The organism is Sandarakinorhabdus sp. (assembly GCF_031430775.1).
Classification (GTDB): domain Bacteria; phylum Pseudomonadota; class Alphaproteobacteria; order Sphingomonadales; family Sphingomonadaceae; genus Sandarakinorhabdus.
The window spans coordinates 17,490-34,097 of record NZ_JANPCD010000074.1; the positions used below are offsets into that span (position 1 = coordinate 17,490).

Genomic DNA, 16,608 nt, shown 5'->3' on the forward strand with positions numbered 1-16,608 from the left:
ATGACGGCTGATCCGCCGCTGGACCGCTTGCTGGCCGGTGGCCGGCATGGCCGGCTACTGGTTCTGGGCCGGCCGCCGGGCGGCGTGGCGTTGAAACTGGACGGATGGGAGCGGGTGGCCTGCGTCGCCACTATCGATGAGGACATACGCCCCGGCACCTTGCGCGCCGATCCCCATCACCTGCCATTCCACGAGGCGCTGTTCGACAAGGCGCTTTGGTCGTGCCCGCTGGTACAGCCGAGATTGATGCTGCGCGAATTATGGCGCGTGCTCGGCCCGGCCGGTCTTGCCGTGCTGGTGGTGCAGGCGCGCCGGCCCTGGCAAGGCCTTTCACACGGCTGGATGCGAGAACCGCTGGCGCTGCGGCTTGAAGAAGCGATGTTCGAAGTGATCGACTGGCAAGTCGAAAATCTGCCTGAGCGGCATCATGTCGTGCTTGTCGGCAAAAAGGATTGGGAAGCGCCGGTGATGATCGGAGAGGCGCAAACCGTGATGGCGCCAGTCACAGCGCACTGAGGCGGGCACATCAGTCCAGCGCCAGCCACCGTCCCGGCAGTTCACAAGGCGAGATGTGCCGTAACCACATCGCCTTCGGACAGCTTTTCCGCTTTTCTGACGCTGGCCTTGATCGGCAACATATAGCCGCCGGCTTCCTTGCTGGGAAAAAGCGAGGTTTTCCAGTCTGTGGCGCCGATGGACACGCCGACATAGACCGATCCCCAGGCGGCGGTGCGCCCTGGTCCGGCGGCGCGGATTGCATCGGCCACATCGCCATCGATGGTCAGGAAATGCCAGGCGGTCTTGGTCGGCGTGCCGTCCTTGGCCTTGCCGCGCCATAGCCAGAGCGGCCCGGTGAATTGCCATTCATTCTGCGCCGACAGCGTTTCCCCCAGCTCCTCCCGCAAAAAGCGGATGAGTTCGGGGTCGAATGGTGTCTCCTTGTCGGCCAACCGCGCCTCCCGTCCGCCAATCGCTATCTTGCCAGTACAAAAACCGCCTGCTCTGCCATCAGGTTTGCCAGCAATGCACCGCGCCGCACGCCGCCAGACAGAAAGGCTTGGCTTTCCACCTTGAGGCCCAGATCTGCTGCCAGCGCGCGAAAGTCATCGACAGTGCAGAAATGTATATTGGACGTTTCGTGCCAGCTGACTGGCAAGGATTGTGTCACCGGCATGCGGCCACCAAAGGCCAACGACGCCCGCACCCGCCAATGCCCGAAGTTGGGAAAGCTGATGACGGCGCGGCGGGCGACACGGACCAGTTCCAGCAACACCGCCGCCGGCTGCGCCATGGCTTGCAGCGTGTTGGACAGGATAGCGACATCAAAGGCCGCATCAGGGTAATCGGGCAGATCGGTGGCGGCGTCGCCCTGCACAACTGCCAGTCCGCGTGATACCGCGGCGGCAACCTTGCCCGGCTCCAGTTCTATGCCCCGACCTTCGACCGACTTGGTATCGCGCAGCCATGCCAGCAGCGCACCGTCGCCGCAGCCGATATCCAGCACGCGGGCGCCGGGCGGCACGGCAGCAGCGACGGCGGCAAGGTCAGGGCGAAGGGCAATACTCCTTTGGACCATCTGTTCGGGGGTCATGCGCCGGACTTCAGGAAACCGTCCACGACGCGGTTCATTTCCGGCGCATCGAGAAGGAATGCATCGTGTCCGAACGGGCTATCCAGCTCGACAAAGCTGACCGCTGCACCTGCGATGTTGAGCGCCTTGACGACGCGGCGCGCCTCGGCAGTGGGATACAGCCAGTCGGAATTGAAGCTGACGACGCAGAACCGGCTCTGCACCCCGGCAAAGGCGCGCGACAAATGGCCATCATGCGGCTCGGCAAGGTCGAAATAATCCAGCGCGCGGGTGATATACAGGTAGGAATTGGCGTCGAAGCGTTCGACGAAGCTCAGGCCCTGATGGCGCAGATAGGATTCGACCTGGAAATCAGCGTCGAACCCAAAACCCAGCGCCTCGCGGTCTTGCAGGCGCCGTCCGAATTTTTCGGTCAGGCCGGCCTCGGACAAATAGGTGATATGAGCGGCCATACGCGCCACCGCCAAGCCTGCAACCGGCGGCTGGTCGGCGAGATAGGCGCCGCCCTGCCACATCGGATCGGCCATGATTGCCTGGCGCCCAACCTCGTGAAAGGCAATGTTCTGTGCCGAATGACGCGCCGCCGTGGCAATGGCCACGACATTCCTGACCCGCGCCGGATACGCCACCGCCCAGTCCAGCGCCTGCATGCCGCCCATCGAGCCGCCAACCACCGCCAGCAACTGGCCGACACCGAGATGATCGAGCAGCTTGCCTTGTGCGTTCACCATGTCGCGGATGGTGATTACCGGAAACGCCATGGCAAAACGCGCGCCGGTTGCCGGATCGATGCTGCCCGGGCCGCTGGAACCGCCGCAGCCGCCAAGCACATTGGTGCAGATGATGAAATGCCGTTGCGGGTCAACGGGTTTGCCGGGTCCCACGAGCCGGGCCCACCAGCCGGGCTTGCCGGTGCGCGGGTGCACGCTGGCGACATGCTGATCACCGGTCAGCGCATGGCAGACGAGGATGGCGTTGGAGGCGTCAGCGTTGAGCACGCCATAGGTTTCATAGGCAATGTCGAGGCCGTTCAGGCCTTGTCCCGACTGGAGTGCAAACGCACCGGGCAGCCGCACCAGGCGGTCCAGACCGAAACGGCTGTCATCGGGCGCAATGTCGGGGGCAGAGGAGGCCATGGACCATGAGGTAAGGCCTTGGTCGGGCCCTGTCACCCCCGCTGTCACCCCTTGCCGCGCCCCCTTTCCCGTGCGCGGCTTTCGCCCTAAAGGCGTGAATCATGAGCATCACCCCCGAAGCCGCACCCGCCATGAAGCCCTGGATCGCCGATCTGCACGCCTATGTGCCCGGCAAGGCGCGGCTGGGCGGTCGACCGGTCGTGGCCAAACTGTCTTCCAACGAGAACCCGTTCGGACCCTCGCCGGCCGCCATTGCCGCCATGCAGGCGGTGCTGGCCGAAGGTCATCGTTATCCCGATCCGGCCTCGACAGCGTTGCGGGGCGCACTGGCGGCCCGGCACGGGCTGGACGCCGACTGCATCATCTGCGGCACCGGTTCGGACGAGATTTTGCACCTGGTGGCCGGAGCCTTTGCCGGGCCGGGGGACGAGATCATCCATGCCCGCCACGGCTTTGCCGTTTATGACATTGCCACGCGCCGGGTCGGCGCCGTGCCGGTGGTGGTGCCCGATGTGGACTATGCAGCCGACGTAGATGCGATGCTGTCCGCCGTCACACCGCTGACGCGTATTGTTTATCTGGCCAATCCCAACAACCCGACCGGCACCTTGATACCCGCTTCCGAAGTGCGCCGCCTGCATGCCGGGCTGCGCAGCGATATCGTGTTCGTGCTGGATTGTGCCTATGCCGAATTTGCGACAGGCGACTATGAAGACGGGCTGAAAATGGCCGAAACCCACGCCAATGTGCTGGCCGTCCGGACATTTTCCAAGATTTACGGATTGGCGGCGCAGCGCATCGGCTGGGCTTATGGCGCGCCGGCCCTGATCGATGCCATGCACCGCATCCGGGCGCCTTTCAACGTGCCGACAACAGGGCAGGCTGCCGCAATTGCTGCGCTGGCCGACATGGACCATGTCGAAATGGTAAGGCGCCATACCGAGCAATGGCGCGGCTGGCTGGCTGGCGAGATCGCCGCGCTGGGCAATGCCGGCCTGCGCGCCATACCGTCCGCGACGAACTTCCTTTTGGTTGAATTTCCGCAAAGCGGCCCGGTGACGGCAGCGGCAGCCAACGAGGCATTGCTGGATGACGGCATCATCTGCCGTTACCTGGCTGTGCAGGCGATGCCGCACTGTATCCGCATTTCGATCGGCACCGAGGCCGAAACACGCGCCGTGGCGGCGTCGCTGCGCCGCTTTGTGACCGAAAGCACCGCCGGCTGATGCTGCCCTTCACGCGCGTAGCCATCATCGGCATGGGCCTGATCGGCTCGTCACTGGCGCGCGGCGTGCGCAGCCATATGCCGACGGTGCGCCTGACCGTGGCCGATGCCGATCCGGCCGTGCGGGCGCGGGTGGCGGCGCTGGACATCGCCGATGACGTGGCCGACGGCGCAGGCGCGGCGGTCGTCGATGCCGATCTGGTGATATTGTGCGTGCCGGTGGGCGCCATGGCAGCGGTGGCCGCCGAAATTGCCGGCGAACTGTCACCGGGCGCCATCGTCAGTGACGTCGGCTCGGTCAAGGGTGCCGTGCTGGCCGTGCTGAGCGCGGCGCTGCCCGGCGTGGCCGTGATTCCCGCACACCCCGTCGCCGGGACCGAGAAATCCGGGCCGGATGCAGGCTTTGCCAGCCTGTTCGAAAACCGCTGGTGCATCATCACGCCGCCCGAAGGCGCGGATGCGGGCGCCGTGGCACGACTGTCGGCGTTCTGGACGCGATTGGGCGCGCGCGTCGAGACGATGGATGCGGCGCACCATGACCGGGTGCTGGCGGTGACCAGCCATTTGCCGCATCTCATCGCCTATTCCATTGTCGGCACCGCCAGCGATCTGGAGGCTGTTACACGCAGCGAAGTCATCAAATATTCCGCCGGTGGCTTCCGCGATTTTACGCGCATCGCCGCCAGCGACCCCGTCATGTGGCGCGATGTGTTCCTGGGCAACCGCGAGGCGGTACTGGAATTGCTGGGGCGGTTCACCGAGGATCTGGTGGCCTTGCAACGCGCCATCCGCTGGGGCGACGGCGACACGCTGGAGGCCCTGTTCACCCGCACCCGCGACATCCGCCGATCGATCATCGACGAAGGCCAGGACACCGACACGCCGGACTTCGGCCGTCCCCACTAATACCAGCGGATGCGCGGGCAAGCCGGTACCCGCCTCAGCGGATACGCGGGCAAGCCGGCAGCTGCCCGCGCCGGGGCCGCGCCGCGAGATTTGCAGGCATGCCGGCAAGTCGCAGGGCGACACCAGGGCCGATCGACCCTTCAAAGGACAACCTGACCGGGACGCGCAGCCGCAGTTCCGAAAGCGGCGGCGTGCCGGCAATGGCGGCGGCGATGCTGGCCGGGCATACCGTATCGATAGTGCCGGCAAGACGCAGCGGCGCTGCTGCGCCATTTGCCGAATTGGCCGCCGCGCCGCCGGGAACCAGTGTTGCGACAGCGCGGGCCACTTCGCCGACCGGATCGCTCAGCACAGCGCTGCCCACTTCGATGCTGCCGCCGGCCTGCCAGCGGGCATAGTCGATCAACCGGGCTGGACCATGGGCGCTGGCTTCCATCGCCAGCACAAGCGGTGCGCCCTTCCCCAGCCGCACGCCAGTGCCGCTGAGAACCATTTGGCCCCGGATCGGCAGGCGCGGCGATTCGGTGTTGGCCGCACCGGGTTTCTGCTCGCGCACATGCACTTCAAAAGTGCCGGTACGGATGGTCATGGCGGTGAATCCCAGCGCAATGGCGGCGTCGCTTGCCGAAACTGACAACCGCTCCAGTCGGCCATCCAGGACATGCACGCTGGCCAGCGCGCTGGGTGCGGTCAGCACAGCACGCACTGCGGTATCGAGACCAACGATGATCTGCGGCGACTGGGCCTGCACCAGGGTCAATTCCGGCCGCCATGGCCCACGATTGATGCGCGCGCGCGCGGCCTTTGCCGAAAGGGTCACCGGGCCAACATTGGCCAGCGCCGGCGCCGTGATCTCGGTTTCCATGCGATAGGGGAAACCCGCCACGGCAACGGTATTGCCAGGGAACCAGGTGCGCATCACCGCGCCGAAATCATCGGCCCAGCCGCGCCAGGCCAGCCAGTACAGGCCGGCGCCCACGACCAGCGGCACCAGGCTGAGCCACAGCGACAGGCGACGCAGATTCATCGGGCGACGCCCAGGTTCAGCGCATTGATCGCTTGCTGCACCTTGGCCTCGATTTCGCCGCGCGGCGCGCCGGGCGCCAGAGTCTCACCAATTTTCATGTGCACGGTTCCGGGATATTTGATGAAGGATCGGGGCCACGCGGCGCCGGTGTCCAGCGCGATTGGCACGACCGGCAGTTTCAGAATCTTGTAAAGCCCGGCAAACCCGGCGGCGAGCGGCGGCTGTTCGCCCGGCGCGACGCGCGTGCCTTCGGGAAAGATGACCACGGGCCGACCGGCGGCGCTGGCGGCGGCGGCGGCCTTCATCATCGCACGCAGCATGGCCGACGACCCGGCGCGATCAACGAAAATCGATCCATGACGCGCCGAGGCAGCACCCCAGATCGGAATGCGGCGCAACTCGGCCTTCATCACGACCGCAGGCCGCGCGAACAACCAGAGCGTCAAAATGGCCTCATAGGCGCTTTCGTGCTTGAGCGCGAAAAGGTGCGGGCCAGTGGGAATGGTGCCGTCGATCTGGAGCCGCACGCCGGTAATCCAGCGACTGCACAGCCTGAACCACCCGGCCCAGGCCCAGGGACCGACAAACAACAGGCGGCTCGGCATCACAGTGCCGCCCAGCAGCGCCAACGGCACAAGGACAAGTGAGCCGGCATAAAAAGCGAACTGGAACAATATGGTGCGCACAAGGGCCAGCGCCGTCGCCAGCATGGATGGCGGCATCACGCGGCCCCGCTGGCCAGCGCCACCCGCCTGAGCAGATATTTGGAGTATTCGGACGCAATGCTGGAAAGCTGCGGCGGCACCGGCACGCCATCGGGCACGACTTCGACTGCGGGTGGCAGCACGCGTGTCAGCTCCAGCATCGAACGGCGCATATGACCCGACGACGTTACCAGCCGAATGATGCGAAAATCGTTCTTTGCCACCCAGCGCGCGGTTTCCTCGGCATTTGACCGCGTATCAACCGCTTCATAACCAAGATCGGTCGTGTCGAGGCGTTTTTTGGCTATGCCGGCCGCCAGTGCCAATTGCCGCCGCGTCGTATCGCGCCCAACGCCGGACACCAGCATGCGGCGCGCCGCCCGCGCCTCCAACACCTGCAGTCCGCGTTGCAGCCTTCCAGCACCGCCAGTCAGCACGACAACGGCATCGGTCTTCAGCGCCAGCGGCGCCGGGCCGGGCAGCGTCTGGCTGAACCAGACAAAGCCGCCGATCCAGCCAAGCAAAAGCACGGCCGCAATGCGCACCAGAACGCCAAACGGCCCAATGCTGTGCTTGACCGGGACCGAACGCGCCGCCGGGCGCGGCCGCATTTCCTTGCTGTCCGGAAAATTGGGTTTGCGGGCCGCCATGGCTACATCTCACCGCGCTGGCGCCGCAGCGTGAACCAGCGTTCGCGGTTGGCGTTCTGCTCGGCCAAGGTGCGGGCAAAGATATGGCCGCCGGTGCCATCGGCGACAAAATAATAGGCGTCGGTATCCGCCGGATCGAGCACGGCGGCAATGCTGGCGCGGCCGGGATTGGCCACTGGTCCCCTGGGAAGGCCCGGCTTCAGATAGGTGTTGTAGCCGGTGTCTCGGTTCTTTTCCGAAAGACGGATGCGCCGGCCAAGCGGCTTTCCGGCGGTGATGGGATAGATCAGCGTCGGATCGGCATCGAGCTTCATGCCGATGCGCAGCCGGTTGGAATAGACGCCGGCGACCATACGCCGTTCCGCATCCTTGCCGGTTTCCTTTTCGACGATCGAGGCAAGGATGACCGCGTCTTGCGGCGAGGTGACGGCGGTTGCCGGGCGGCGGGCGGGCCACAGATCCTTCAGCGCGTCGGCCATCGCCTTTTGCATGCGGGCCAGCACCTTGGCGCGTGGTTCACCTGGCGAAAAAGCATAGGTTTCCGGCAGAACCGACCCCTCGGCAGGCACTGGGATGTCGCCGGACAGCCGGGGTTCGGCACGCAAACGCTCGGCCACGAGGATCGAGGGCATGCCTTCGGGGATGGTGATGGCGAAACGCTGCACTTCACCCGACTGCAAAGCCTCGAGGTAATGACGCCATCCCTGTCCGGACTGAAGCCGGTATGTGCCCGCCTGCACCGGCGCACCCGAGCCGAGCAGACGGGCCATGACACGGAACTGACCCTCGGAACTGATGAGGCCGGCCTTTTGCAGGTCATCGGCAACGCGGGCCAGCGACGCACCCTTGGCAACAGTGATGGTGACGGCCTTGCCCGGCGTGTCTCCCCAGCCATACCAGGGCGCGAGCAGGATTGGCGCCGCTATCAGGACAAGCAGCGCGGCAAAGGCAAGAACCATGCGGCGCACCATGCCCTCCTTTCCCGGCGGCCGACAGGCCGCGCATCACCAATCCTTCGGCTCAGACGCCGCGCATCACCAATGTGGCATTGGTACCGCCAAAGCCAAAGCTGTTGTTGAGCACGGCGCGAATATGACGCTGTTTTGCGACGTGCGGCACAAGGTCGACGCCGATGCAGCCATCCGACGGATTGTCGAGGTTGAGCGTCGGCGGTGCCACCTGGTCACGCAGCGCCAGCAGGCAGAAAATCGATTCGACAGCGCCTGCGCCGCCAAGCAGATGCCCGATTGCCGATTTCGTGGATGACATCGACACGCCGCCGATGGCGGACCCGAACAGCCGGCGCACAGCACCCAGTTCCAGTTCATCGCCCATCGGCGTCGAGGTACCATGGGCGTTGATATAGTCGATGTCCTCGGGGTTCAGCCCGGCGCGCTTCAGCGCCATTTGCATGGAACGGAACGCGCCCGAGCCTTCGGGGTGAGGCGCCGTGACATGATAGGCGTCGCCGGTCAGGCCATAGCCGATGACTTCGCCGTAAATCTTGGCGCCGCGGCGCTTGGCGTGCTCATATTCCTCAAGCACGACGACACCGGCGCCTTCGCCCATCACGAAACCGTCGCGGTCCTTGTCATAGGGGCGGCTGGCGCGCGTCGGTTCGTCGTTGAAACCGGTGGACAGGGCGCGGGCCTGGGCAAAGCCGGCAATGCCCAGCGGGCACAGCGCGCTTTCGGAACCGCCGGCGAGCATGACATCGGCATCGTCGAGCGCAATCATACGCGCCGCATCGCCGATGGCATGGGCGCCGGTTGAACAGGCGGTGACCACGGCGTGGTTGGGACCCATCAGGCCATATTTGATCGAGACCTGCCCGGAAATCAGATTGATCAAGCGGCCATGGACGAAGTGCGGCGAGACGCGGCGCGGGCCTTTTTCGTGGAGCACGATCGATTCGGCCGCGATGCCCGGCAGGCCGCCGATGCCCGAGCCGATCGAGCAACCAGCACGAAAACGCTCTTCCTCGGTCATGTCGAGAAGGCCGGCATCCTCGATCGCCTGGCCGGCGGCGTCGATGCCATAGACGATGAACGGATCGACCTGGCGCTGTACCTTGTAATCGACGCGCTTGTTGGCATCGAACGTGACGCCGGTGCCGTCGCCAGCCTTGACTTCGCAGGCAATGCGGGCGGCTTGATTGCTGGCATCAAACCGCGTGATCGGGCCTGCGCCGGAGCGCGAGGCCAGGATATTGGCCCAGACGGTTTCTACATCGGACCCCAAAGGAGTGACGAGACCGAGACCGGTAACGACGACACGGCGCATTGGCGCTCCAATTTTCGTTCCTGGTCAGCCTGGATCGCCGACCGCAATTCCTGACCATCTGAAACGAAACGGCCCTTCGCAGCAATGCGAAAGGCCGTCCGCCTCATCTTTTTTCCTCGCCGCGGGCAAAGCGCGGCGGGACCAACAGGGCAAAGCCCGGCAACTCAGGCCTTGTTGTTGGCAGCAATGAAACCGATCGCATCCTTGACGGTCAGGATCTTCTCGGCGGCATCGTCGGGAATTTCGACGCCGAATTCTTCCTCAAAGGCCATCACAAGCTCGACTGTGTCGAGGCTGTCTGCGCCCAGATCGTCGATGAAGCTGGCATCGTCGGTGACCTTTTCGGCTTCGACGCCCAGATGCTCGACAACGATCTTCTTCACGCGTTCGGCGACATCGCTCATGTGCAATCCCTCTGTTCAGTGCGCGGCGGCGCGCACGGTGTGTCCTGTTTGCCGATAGCCGGGCGCGCCGAATGTGACAAGGGCCGGCACGACCGCAAATCGCCCCGATGGTGCGGATTGCAGCCCGAATGACCGCTTGTCGCCATCATATCATCGCCATCCCGCCGTTGATATGCAGCGTCTGGCCGGTGACATAGCCTGCCTCGCGGCTGGCCAGATAGACAACGCCGGCTGCGATATCGTCCCCTGCGCCCAGTCGGCCGGCCGGAATGCGGGCCATGAGCGCGGTTTTCTGCGCCTCGGCCAGCGCGTCTGTCATCGGCGAGGTAATGAAGCCCGGCGCCACGCAATTGACCGTGATCTGCCGCGAGCCCAGTTCCTGCGCCAATGCCTTGGACATGCCGATCAGCCCGGCCTTGGCGGCCGCATAATTGGCCTGTCCGGGGTTGCCGGTGACGCCGACAACGCTGGTGATCGAGATGATACGGCCGAACCGCGCCTTCATCATCGGCTTGCACGCGGCGCGTGACAGGCGAAAAGCGCCTTCGAGGTTGACGCGGATGACCGCGTCCCATTCCTCGTCCTTCATGCGCATCGCCAGGTTGTCGCGCGTGATGCCGGCATTGTTGACGAGAATATCCAGGCGGCCCATCGCCGTCACGGCCTGGGGCACCAGAGCATCGACAGCAGCCGAATCGGACAGGTTGCACGGCAGCACCACGGTATCGCCGCCGATTTGCGCCTGCACGGCCGCCAACGCGTCCTCGCGGGTGCCGGACAAGGCCACGCGGGCGCCGCGCGCTGCAAGCGCCCTCGCCACGCTGCTGCCGATCCCGCCCGAAGCGCCGGTGACCAGCGCGGTCATGCCTGTCAGGTCAAACATGTCTCAAAGCTCCTTTGCCAGCGCCTCGACCCCGGCCATGTCGGCGGCCGAGATCGTCGGGCAATCGGGTGTGATGCGGCGGTTCATCGGCCCGAGCACCTTGCCGCCCAGCTCGACAAAGCCGGTAACGCCCAGCGATGCCATCGCCAGCACCGATTCGCGCCAACGCACCGTGCCGGTGACCTGTTCGACCAGCAGCCGGCGGATCGTGTCCGGATCGGTCACGGCAGCAGCAGTCACATTGGCAATGAGCGGTACATACGGACCGCGCAGCGGAGCCGCAGCCAGTGCAGCCGCCATGGCGTCGGCGGCAGGCGCCATCAAGGGACAATGGAACGGTGCCGACACCGGCAGCAGCACCGAATGGCGGGCGCCGCGCGTGCGGGCCAGGCTCATGGCACGGGCCACGGCCTCGGTATGGCCGGACACGACGACTTGCCCCGGTGCATTGTCATTGGCGGCGGCACAGACCTGGTCTTGCGCAGCCTCGGCAGCAATGGCGGCAACCGCTTCGAAATCCAGGCCCAGCAGCGCTGCCATGGCGCCGACACCCGGCGCAACAGCGGCCTGCATCGCCTCGCCGCGCAGGCGCAGCAATCGGGCAGTATCTGCCAGCCCCAGCGCGCCGGCCGCACAAAGCGCCGTATATTCACCAAGGCTGTGGCCCGCGACAAAGCTGGCCTTGTCGGCAAGACGCACGCCGCCTTCGGCCTCGAGCACGCGCAGCGCGGCGATGCTCGCTGCCATGATCGCCGGCTGGGCATTGGCAGTCAGGGTCAGCGTCTCTTCGGGGCCCTCCCACATTAACCGTGACAGCGACTGGCCAAGCGCCTCGTCGACTTCCTCGAACACGGCGCGGGCATGGGGGCTGGCGTCGGCAAGGCCACGGCCCATGCCGACCGACTGGCTGCCCTGCCCCGGAAATATGAAAGCGCGAATGATGGACCTCCCCCGCAATATTAGCTGGATTTTGGAGCTGCGGCTTAGGCGGTTCGCAGCGCCCTTGCAACAATCGGCAGCGCGGTGCGCGATTTGCCCGGTTGCCCATTTGACTGGTTGCATGGCTCGTCCATTGCGATATTGGGGGATTGCCTAGCGCGCGGGTGGGACCGCCGGGCATCGTTCATGCACTGGCCATGGCGCCTGGGGCAATGTTCGTGCCGGGATGGTCGTATCCGCAACATTTTCAACCGGCCAATCGTTTCGCACGCGAATTCCCCTCAGTGTCCAATCCACAAGGAATGCCAATGCCATTGCCCGCCCGCTCGTTGTCCGCCCGTTTCATTATCGCCGCCGCTGTTGTCGCACTTGCCGCGCCCGCCAGTGCTGCGGTGTCGCCTGCCGTCGGCAAGGCGTTGACCGCTGCCAGCAAGGCGGCCGCGTCCGGCAATACCGGTGCCGCCATCGCCGCCATCGGCCAGGCCCAGAATGCGGCATCGACAGCCGAGGAAAAGCTCAAGACCAGCCAGATGGCCGGCTATGTCTACACCCGCGCCGGCCGCTACGGTGAAGCAGCGGGCGCGCTTGCCGCCGCCGGCGCCCCTGCCCGGCAGCTGGCACCGCTGTATTATCGCGCCGGTCAGTATGACAAGGCCATCGCGCTCGCCAAACAGTCCGGCGGTGAAGACATGCAGATCCTGATCGCCCAAGCCTATACCCGCACCGGGCGCGCAGGACTTGCCGTCAACGCCTATAATTCCCTGATCAAGAGCAACGGCCCCAAGCCGCAGTATCTCGAAAATCTGGCGGGCGCCCAGTACAAGGCCGGCGACAAAAAGGCCTACCTGGCCACCACCCAGCGCCTGATCAAGGTGGACAGCTCGCCGGCCCGCTGGCGCACGCTGCTGACCAATTTCCAGGGCAACAACATGCGCGGCGAAGCGCGGCTGGCGCTGTATCACCTGATGATGGCAACCGGCACGCTGGATCGCCCGCAGGATTATCAGGACTTTGCCAAGCTGGCGCTCGTCTCGGGCCAGGCTGGCCTTGCCGGCCCGGCGCTGGCCAAGGCCGGCGCTGCGTCCGACGCCATGAGCCAGAAGCTGGCACAGGCAGCCGTCGGCATGACCGCCAAGGCTGCCGCCGATGCGCCGCGCCTGTCCGCCGATCCCAAGACTGCCGTGCGCGGCGGCAACTCGTGGCTGGGCCTGGGGCAATATGGCAAGGCCGTTGCTGCTTATGATGTTGCCATCAAGGCCGCAGGCCCCGACGCCGACCAGGCCATGCTGTGGAAGGGCATTGCCTCGTTGCGGTCAGGCAATGCGGCGGCGGCGCGTGCCAGCTTTGCCGGCATTCCGGAAAAAAGCGGGATGCACGACATTGCCAATCTCTGGGCACTTTTTGCACAGACGCGCGGCGCAATTGCCGGCTGAGCCGGCGGGATCTCCCGGATAAAAAAGGGCGCCGTTCCAATCTGGAGCGGCGCCCTTTTTCACGTCATGTCTGCGTGGTGTCAGCTGCCGGCTGGGCTGGATTGCAGCTGGATGTAGTTCGCCAGGCCCATGTTCTCGATCATCGTCTGCTGGGTTTCGATGAAATCGACATGCTCTTCCTCGGCGGCAAGGATTTCGGCGAACAGGTCGCGGCTGGGATAGTCGCGCACCGCTTCGCAATGCTGGACGGCGTCGCGCAGCAAGGCGATGGCCTCGTGCTCCAGTTCCAGGTCGCATTGCAGCACTTCGGTGACGTTTTCGCCGATGCGCAGCCGGTTCAGCTGCTGCATGCCCGGCAGGCCATCGAGAAAGAAGATGCGCTCCATGAGCTTGTCGGCATGCTTCATCTCGTCGATGGATTCGTGCCGTTCGTAATCGGCCAGTTTCTTGATTCCGAGGTTGTCGAGCAGACGGTAATGCAGCCAATACTGGTTTACCGCCGTCAGCTCGCCCTTGAGCACGGCGTTGAGATATTCAATGACTTTTGCATCGCCGCGCATGGCGTTTCTCCTGATATGATGCTGGGCCAATGGCGCAAGACAGTCAATCAGTCAACAAAAAACCGCGCGTTTTCAGGTATTTAAGATTGAGAACCAGTCGCGGTCGCAAGTCAGGCGAAGGTGGACGCCTTGGCAACCACTTCGCGGGCGAAGGGCAAGCACTGACCGCATTTTGGTTTGCAGCCCAATTGCGCAAAGGCTGCGCGCGGGCAATCGCTGCCACTGGCACGCGCCGCGTCGCGGACGTCACGTTCTTTCAGAGCGTTGCAGACACAGACGAACACGGCAGCCTCGAATCGCGAATTGATGTTGCGAGACGTTATCAACGATTCGTGGCGGCGATGCAAGTGGTTCGCAACAGCATTTAGCGCCGCCCGAACAATTTCTCGATGTCGGTCTTTGCCAAGCGAACCCAGGTCGGGCGGCCATGGTTGCACTGGCCGGAATGTGGCGTCACTTCCATCTCGCGCAGCAGGGCGTTCATTTCGGCAATGCCCAGCATGCGCCCGGCCCGTACGCTGCCATGGCAGGCCATGGTGGCAACGACCGAATCGAGTCGTTCCTTGAGCGTCAGTGCCTTGCCGAAGGCGGCCAGGTCATCGGCCAGATCGCGCACCAGTCCCTGAATATCGGTGGTGCCCAGCATGGCCGGTGTCGCGCGCACCATGATCGCTGCCGGGCCAAAGGCTTCGAGCACCAAACCCAGTTCGGCCAGTTCATCCGCTCGCTCGGCAATGCGGGCTGCGGCGATCTCGTCCAGATCGACGATTTCCGGCACCAGCAACGCCTGCGAAGCCGCCGGGCCGTGTGCGAGCGCGGCATTCATGCGTTCCAGCGTCAGCCGTTCATGGGCGGCATGCTGATCGACGAGGATCAACGCATCTTCGGTTTCAGCGACGATATAGGTGCCGGCAACCTGCCCGCGAGCCGCACCGAGCGGATGGCGGACAGCAGGAGGCGCGGCAGGCACGAACGCCTGCTCGCCAGACGCCGACAATGGCGCAAAGCCCGGGGGAAATTCGCTGAACAGCCGGGGGGGTTCGGCCATGCCGGCAAAGGCAGGCGGGCTGGCGGCAGGGGCGGCTGCGAAAACCGGCACTTCAAACGCCCGCATGGCTGCCGCGCTTGCCGTGGTCGAGGCGCGGTGGCCGGCGGCATCGAGCGCGCGCCTCAGGCCCGAGACGATCAGCCCCCTCACCAGCCCGGCGTCGCGGAACCGCACCTCGGTCTTGGCCGGGTGGACGTTCACATCGACGAAATCGGCCGGCACGGTCAGGAACAGCGCCGCCACCGGATGGCGGTCGCGGGCCAGCAGATCCTGATAGGCGCCGCGCAGCGCACCCACCAGCATACGGTCCTTCACGGGCCGGCGATTGACGAACAGGAACTGGTGGTCGGCGACCCCGCGATTATAGGTCGGCAGGCCGGCGAGGCCACCAAGCGCAATGCCGTCGCGCAGCAGGTCGATGGCGACGGCATTGTCGGCCAGATCGCGGCCCAGCACGCCTGCCAGCCGCGCGATGCTGCTGGCAGGGCCATCGTCGGGGCCGGGCGCCAGATCGAGCAGCGTGCGCCCTTCGTGGCGGAACACGAACCCCACATCGGGCCGCGCCATGGCCAGCCGGCGTACCACATCGAGGCAGGCCGAAAGCTCGGAGCGCTGGGATTTCAGGAATTTGCGGCGCGCCGGCACAGCGGCAAAAAGGCCATCGACACTAACGACGGTGCCGGGCGAGGCTGCGCATGGCCCGTCCTCCAGCCGGCGGCCATTGCTGGTCACCAGCCGCCAGCCCATAGCGCCTGCAACGGCACTGGTCATGGTCAGCGTCGCCACGCTGGCAATCGAGGGCAAGGCTTCGCCGCGAAAGCCCATGGTGGCGATGGCTTCGAGGTCGCCGGTCGGCAATTTCGATGTGGCGTGGCGCTCCATGGCAAGGCGCATGTCACCGGGCGCCATGCCGCAGCCATCATCGCCGACGGACATATGGTCGATGCCGCCATTTTCGCAGGCGATGACAATGCGCGAAGCCCCGGCATCAAGCGCATTTTCGATCAACTCCTTGAGCGCCGCAGCCGGGCGCTCCACCACCTCGCCGGCGGCGATCTGGTTGACGAGATTGTCGGGCAGGCGTCTGATCGGCACGCAACGGGATTACGACGCGCGGCCCGCCATGTCATGCGCGAAGCATCACCAAAAGCGCGTATCAGCGACGATTCGGCGCGGCCTGCCCGAAATTGTCGCTTTTGCCGGCAATATGGCCGCGGTAACACCGCCATCGGCCTTGCATATTCGCGCCCGCCGCGCCTAAAGCCGCAGTGTGATGGCGGCGCCGCCGCATGTTCAAACAACTGGTCAACGCCCCATGTCCATCTTCAGCCGCATGTTTTCATTTCTCAGCCAGGATATGGCCATCGATCTGGGTACGGCCAACACGCTGGTCTATGTTCGCGGGCGCGGCATCGTGCTCAACGAGCCATCTGTGGTCGCCATCGAGACCATTCGCGGCAACAAGACCGTCAAGGCCGTCGGCAACGAAGCCAAGGTGATGATGGGCAAGACACCGGGCAATGTCGAATGCATCCGGCCGCTTCGTGACGGCGTGATCGCCGACATCGATGTTGCCGAACAGATGATCAAGCATTTCATCAAGAAGGTGCAGTCGTCCAAGTTCGGTCGCTATCCGGAAATCGTCATCTGCGTGCCATCGGGCAGCACCAGCGTCGAAAAGCGCGCCATCCGCGACGCTGCCAACAATGCCGGTGCCACCCAAGTCTATCTGATCGAGGAGCCCATGGCCGCTGCCATCGTCGCCGGCATGCCGGTGACAGAGCCTATCGGGTCGATGGTGGTCGATATCGGCGGCGGC

Annotated in this window: 19 protein-coding genes; 6 read left to right on the top strand and 13 right to left on the bottom strand. The window is 65.0% G+C overall.

Annotation, left to right across the window (positions count from 1 at the left end; translation table 11 throughout):
* Nucleotides 1-516 (top strand): hypothetical protein, encoded by a 516-nt coding sequence (locus tag RMQ73_RS04010; protein ID WP_310496757.1) that lies wholly within the window; start codon nucleotides 1-3, stop codon nucleotides 514-516.
* A 41-nt stretch (nucleotides 517-557) separates the two neighbouring features.
* Here RMQ73_RS04010 and RMQ73_RS04015 read toward each other — a convergent pair whose 3' ends face one another.
* Genes RMQ73_RS04015 through RMQ73_RS04025 form a run of 3 tightly spaced genes read right to left on the bottom strand, consistent with a single transcriptional unit; the run spans nucleotide 558 to nucleotide 2,727 of the window.
* A complete protein-coding gene (locus RMQ73_RS04015) occupies nucleotides 558-950 on the bottom strand; it encodes a DUF1905 domain-containing protein (RefSeq protein WP_310496758.1) in 393 nt (130 codons plus the stop codon).
* Between the two features lie 23 nt (nucleotides 951-973).
* Nucleotides 974-1,591 carry a methionine biosynthesis protein MetW gene (metW, locus tag RMQ73_RS04020; protein ID WP_310496759.1) on the bottom strand — a complete coding sequence of 206 codons (618 nt, stop codon included), beginning with the start codon at nucleotides 1,589-1,591 and terminating at the stop codon, nucleotides 974-976.
* Nucleotides 1,588-2,727, bottom strand: a complete 1,140-nt coding sequence (locus tag RMQ73_RS04025; protein WP_310496760.1) for a homoserine O-acetyltransferase — start codon at nucleotides 2,725-2,727, stop codon at nucleotides 1,588-1,590. Before RMQ73_RS04025 ends, metW begins: the two co-directional genes overlap by 4 nt.
* A gap of 101 nt (nucleotides 2,728-2,828) precedes the next feature.
* Here RMQ73_RS04025 and hisC point away from each other — a divergent pair, with 101 nt between their 5' ends.
* Entirely contained in the window at nucleotides 2,829-3,953 is a 1,125-nt protein-coding gene (gene hisC, locus RMQ73_RS04030) for a histidinol-phosphate transaminase (protein ID WP_310496761.1), read from the top strand.
* A complete protein-coding gene (locus tag RMQ73_RS04035; protein WP_310496763.1) occupies nucleotides 3,953-4,858 on the top strand; it encodes a prephenate/arogenate dehydrogenase family protein in 906 nt (301 codons plus the stop codon). The genes hisC and RMQ73_RS04035 overlap by 1 nt, the downstream gene beginning before the upstream one ends.
* A gap of 34 nt (nucleotides 4,859-4,892) precedes the next feature.
* Here the strand turns inward: RMQ73_RS04035 and RMQ73_RS04040 are convergent, their stop codons facing one another.
* The 8 genes from RMQ73_RS04040 to fabD form a co-directional block, all read right to left on the bottom strand.
* Nucleotides 4,893-5,885, bottom strand: a complete 993-nt coding sequence (locus RMQ73_RS04040; protein ID WP_310496764.1) for a DUF2125 domain-containing protein — start codon at nucleotides 5,883-5,885, stop codon at nucleotides 4,893-4,895.
* Nucleotides 5,882-6,607, bottom strand: coding sequence for a lysophospholipid acyltransferase family protein (locus RMQ73_RS04045; protein WP_310496775.1), 726 nt, complete (start codon nucleotides 6,605-6,607; stop codon nucleotides 5,882-5,884). Before RMQ73_RS04045 ends, RMQ73_RS04040 begins: the two co-directional genes overlap by 4 nt.
* A complete protein-coding gene (locus RMQ73_RS04050) occupies nucleotides 6,607-7,239 on the bottom strand; it encodes a YdcF family protein (RefSeq protein ID WP_310496765.1) in 633 nt (210 codons plus the stop codon). Before RMQ73_RS04050 ends, RMQ73_RS04045 begins: the two co-directional genes overlap by 1 nt.
* A gap of 2 nt (nucleotides 7,240-7,241) precedes the next feature.
* Nucleotides 7,242-8,210: an endolytic transglycosylase MltG gene (mltG, locus tag RMQ73_RS04055; protein WP_310496766.1), complete on the bottom strand. Its 969-nt coding sequence runs from the start codon at nucleotides 8,208-8,210 to the stop codon at nucleotides 7,242-7,244.
* A gap of 49 nt (nucleotides 8,211-8,259) precedes the next feature.
* The gene (fabF, locus tag RMQ73_RS04060) at nucleotides 8,260-9,522 is read right to left on the bottom strand and encodes a beta-ketoacyl-ACP synthase II (RefSeq protein ID WP_310496767.1); all 1,263 of its coding nucleotides are present in this window, start codon (nucleotides 9,520-9,522) and stop codon (nucleotides 8,260-8,262) included.
* Between the two features lie 164 nt (nucleotides 9,523-9,686).
* The gene (locus tag RMQ73_RS04065) at nucleotides 9,687-9,926 is read right to left on the bottom strand and encodes an acyl carrier protein (RefSeq protein WP_310496768.1); all 240 of its coding nucleotides are present in this window, start codon (nucleotides 9,924-9,926) and stop codon (nucleotides 9,687-9,689) included.
* Nucleotides 9,927-10,071: 145 nt separating this feature from the next.
* Complete coding sequence (gene fabG / locus RMQ73_RS04070; RefSeq protein ID WP_310496769.1) at nucleotides 10,072-10,809, bottom strand: 3-oxoacyl-[acyl-carrier-protein] reductase; 738 nt, start codon at nucleotides 10,807-10,809, stop codon at nucleotides 10,072-10,074.
* A gap of 3 nt (nucleotides 10,810-10,812) precedes the next feature.
* Nucleotides 10,813-11,748, bottom strand: a complete 936-nt coding sequence (fabD, locus tag RMQ73_RS04075) for an ACP S-malonyltransferase (RefSeq protein WP_310496776.1) — start codon at nucleotides 11,746-11,748, stop codon at nucleotides 10,813-10,815.
* Nucleotides 11,749-12,056: 308 nt separating this feature from the next.
* On the opposite strand from fabD, the gene RMQ73_RS04080 reads away from it, so the two are divergent.
* On the top strand, nucleotides 12,057-13,181 hold the full coding sequence (locus tag RMQ73_RS04080; RefSeq protein ID WP_310496770.1) for a tetratricopeptide repeat protein: 1,125 nt from the start codon (nucleotides 12,057-12,059) through the stop codon (nucleotides 13,179-13,181).
* Nucleotides 13,182-13,261: 80 nt separating this feature from the next.
* On the opposite strand, the gene bfr is transcribed toward RMQ73_RS04080, so the two are convergent.
* A complete protein-coding gene (gene bfr / locus RMQ73_RS04085; protein ID WP_310496772.1) occupies nucleotides 13,262-13,741 on the bottom strand; it encodes a bacterioferritin in 480 nt (159 codons plus the stop codon).
* A gap of 29 nt (nucleotides 13,742-13,770) precedes the next feature.
* On the opposite strand from bfr, the gene RMQ73_RS14220 reads away from it, so the two are divergent.
* On the top strand, nucleotides 13,771-14,109 hold the full coding sequence (locus RMQ73_RS14220) for a hypothetical protein (protein ID WP_409049827.1): 339 nt from the start codon (nucleotides 13,771-13,773) through the stop codon (nucleotides 14,107-14,109).
* Here the strand turns inward: RMQ73_RS14220 and mutL are convergent.
* A complete protein-coding gene (gene mutL, locus RMQ73_RS04095; RefSeq protein WP_310496773.1) occupies nucleotides 14,106-15,884 on the bottom strand; it encodes a DNA mismatch repair endonuclease MutL in 1,779 nt (592 codons plus the stop codon). The two genes, RMQ73_RS14220 and mutL, sit on opposite strands and share 4 nt — an antisense overlap.
* Nucleotides 15,885-16,104: 220 nt before the next feature.
* On the opposite strand from mutL, the gene RMQ73_RS04100 reads away from it, so the two are divergent.
* Nucleotides 16,105-16,608 (top strand): rod shape-determining protein (locus RMQ73_RS04100; RefSeq protein WP_310496774.1); only part of this gene is annotated, 504 nt, incomplete at its 3' end.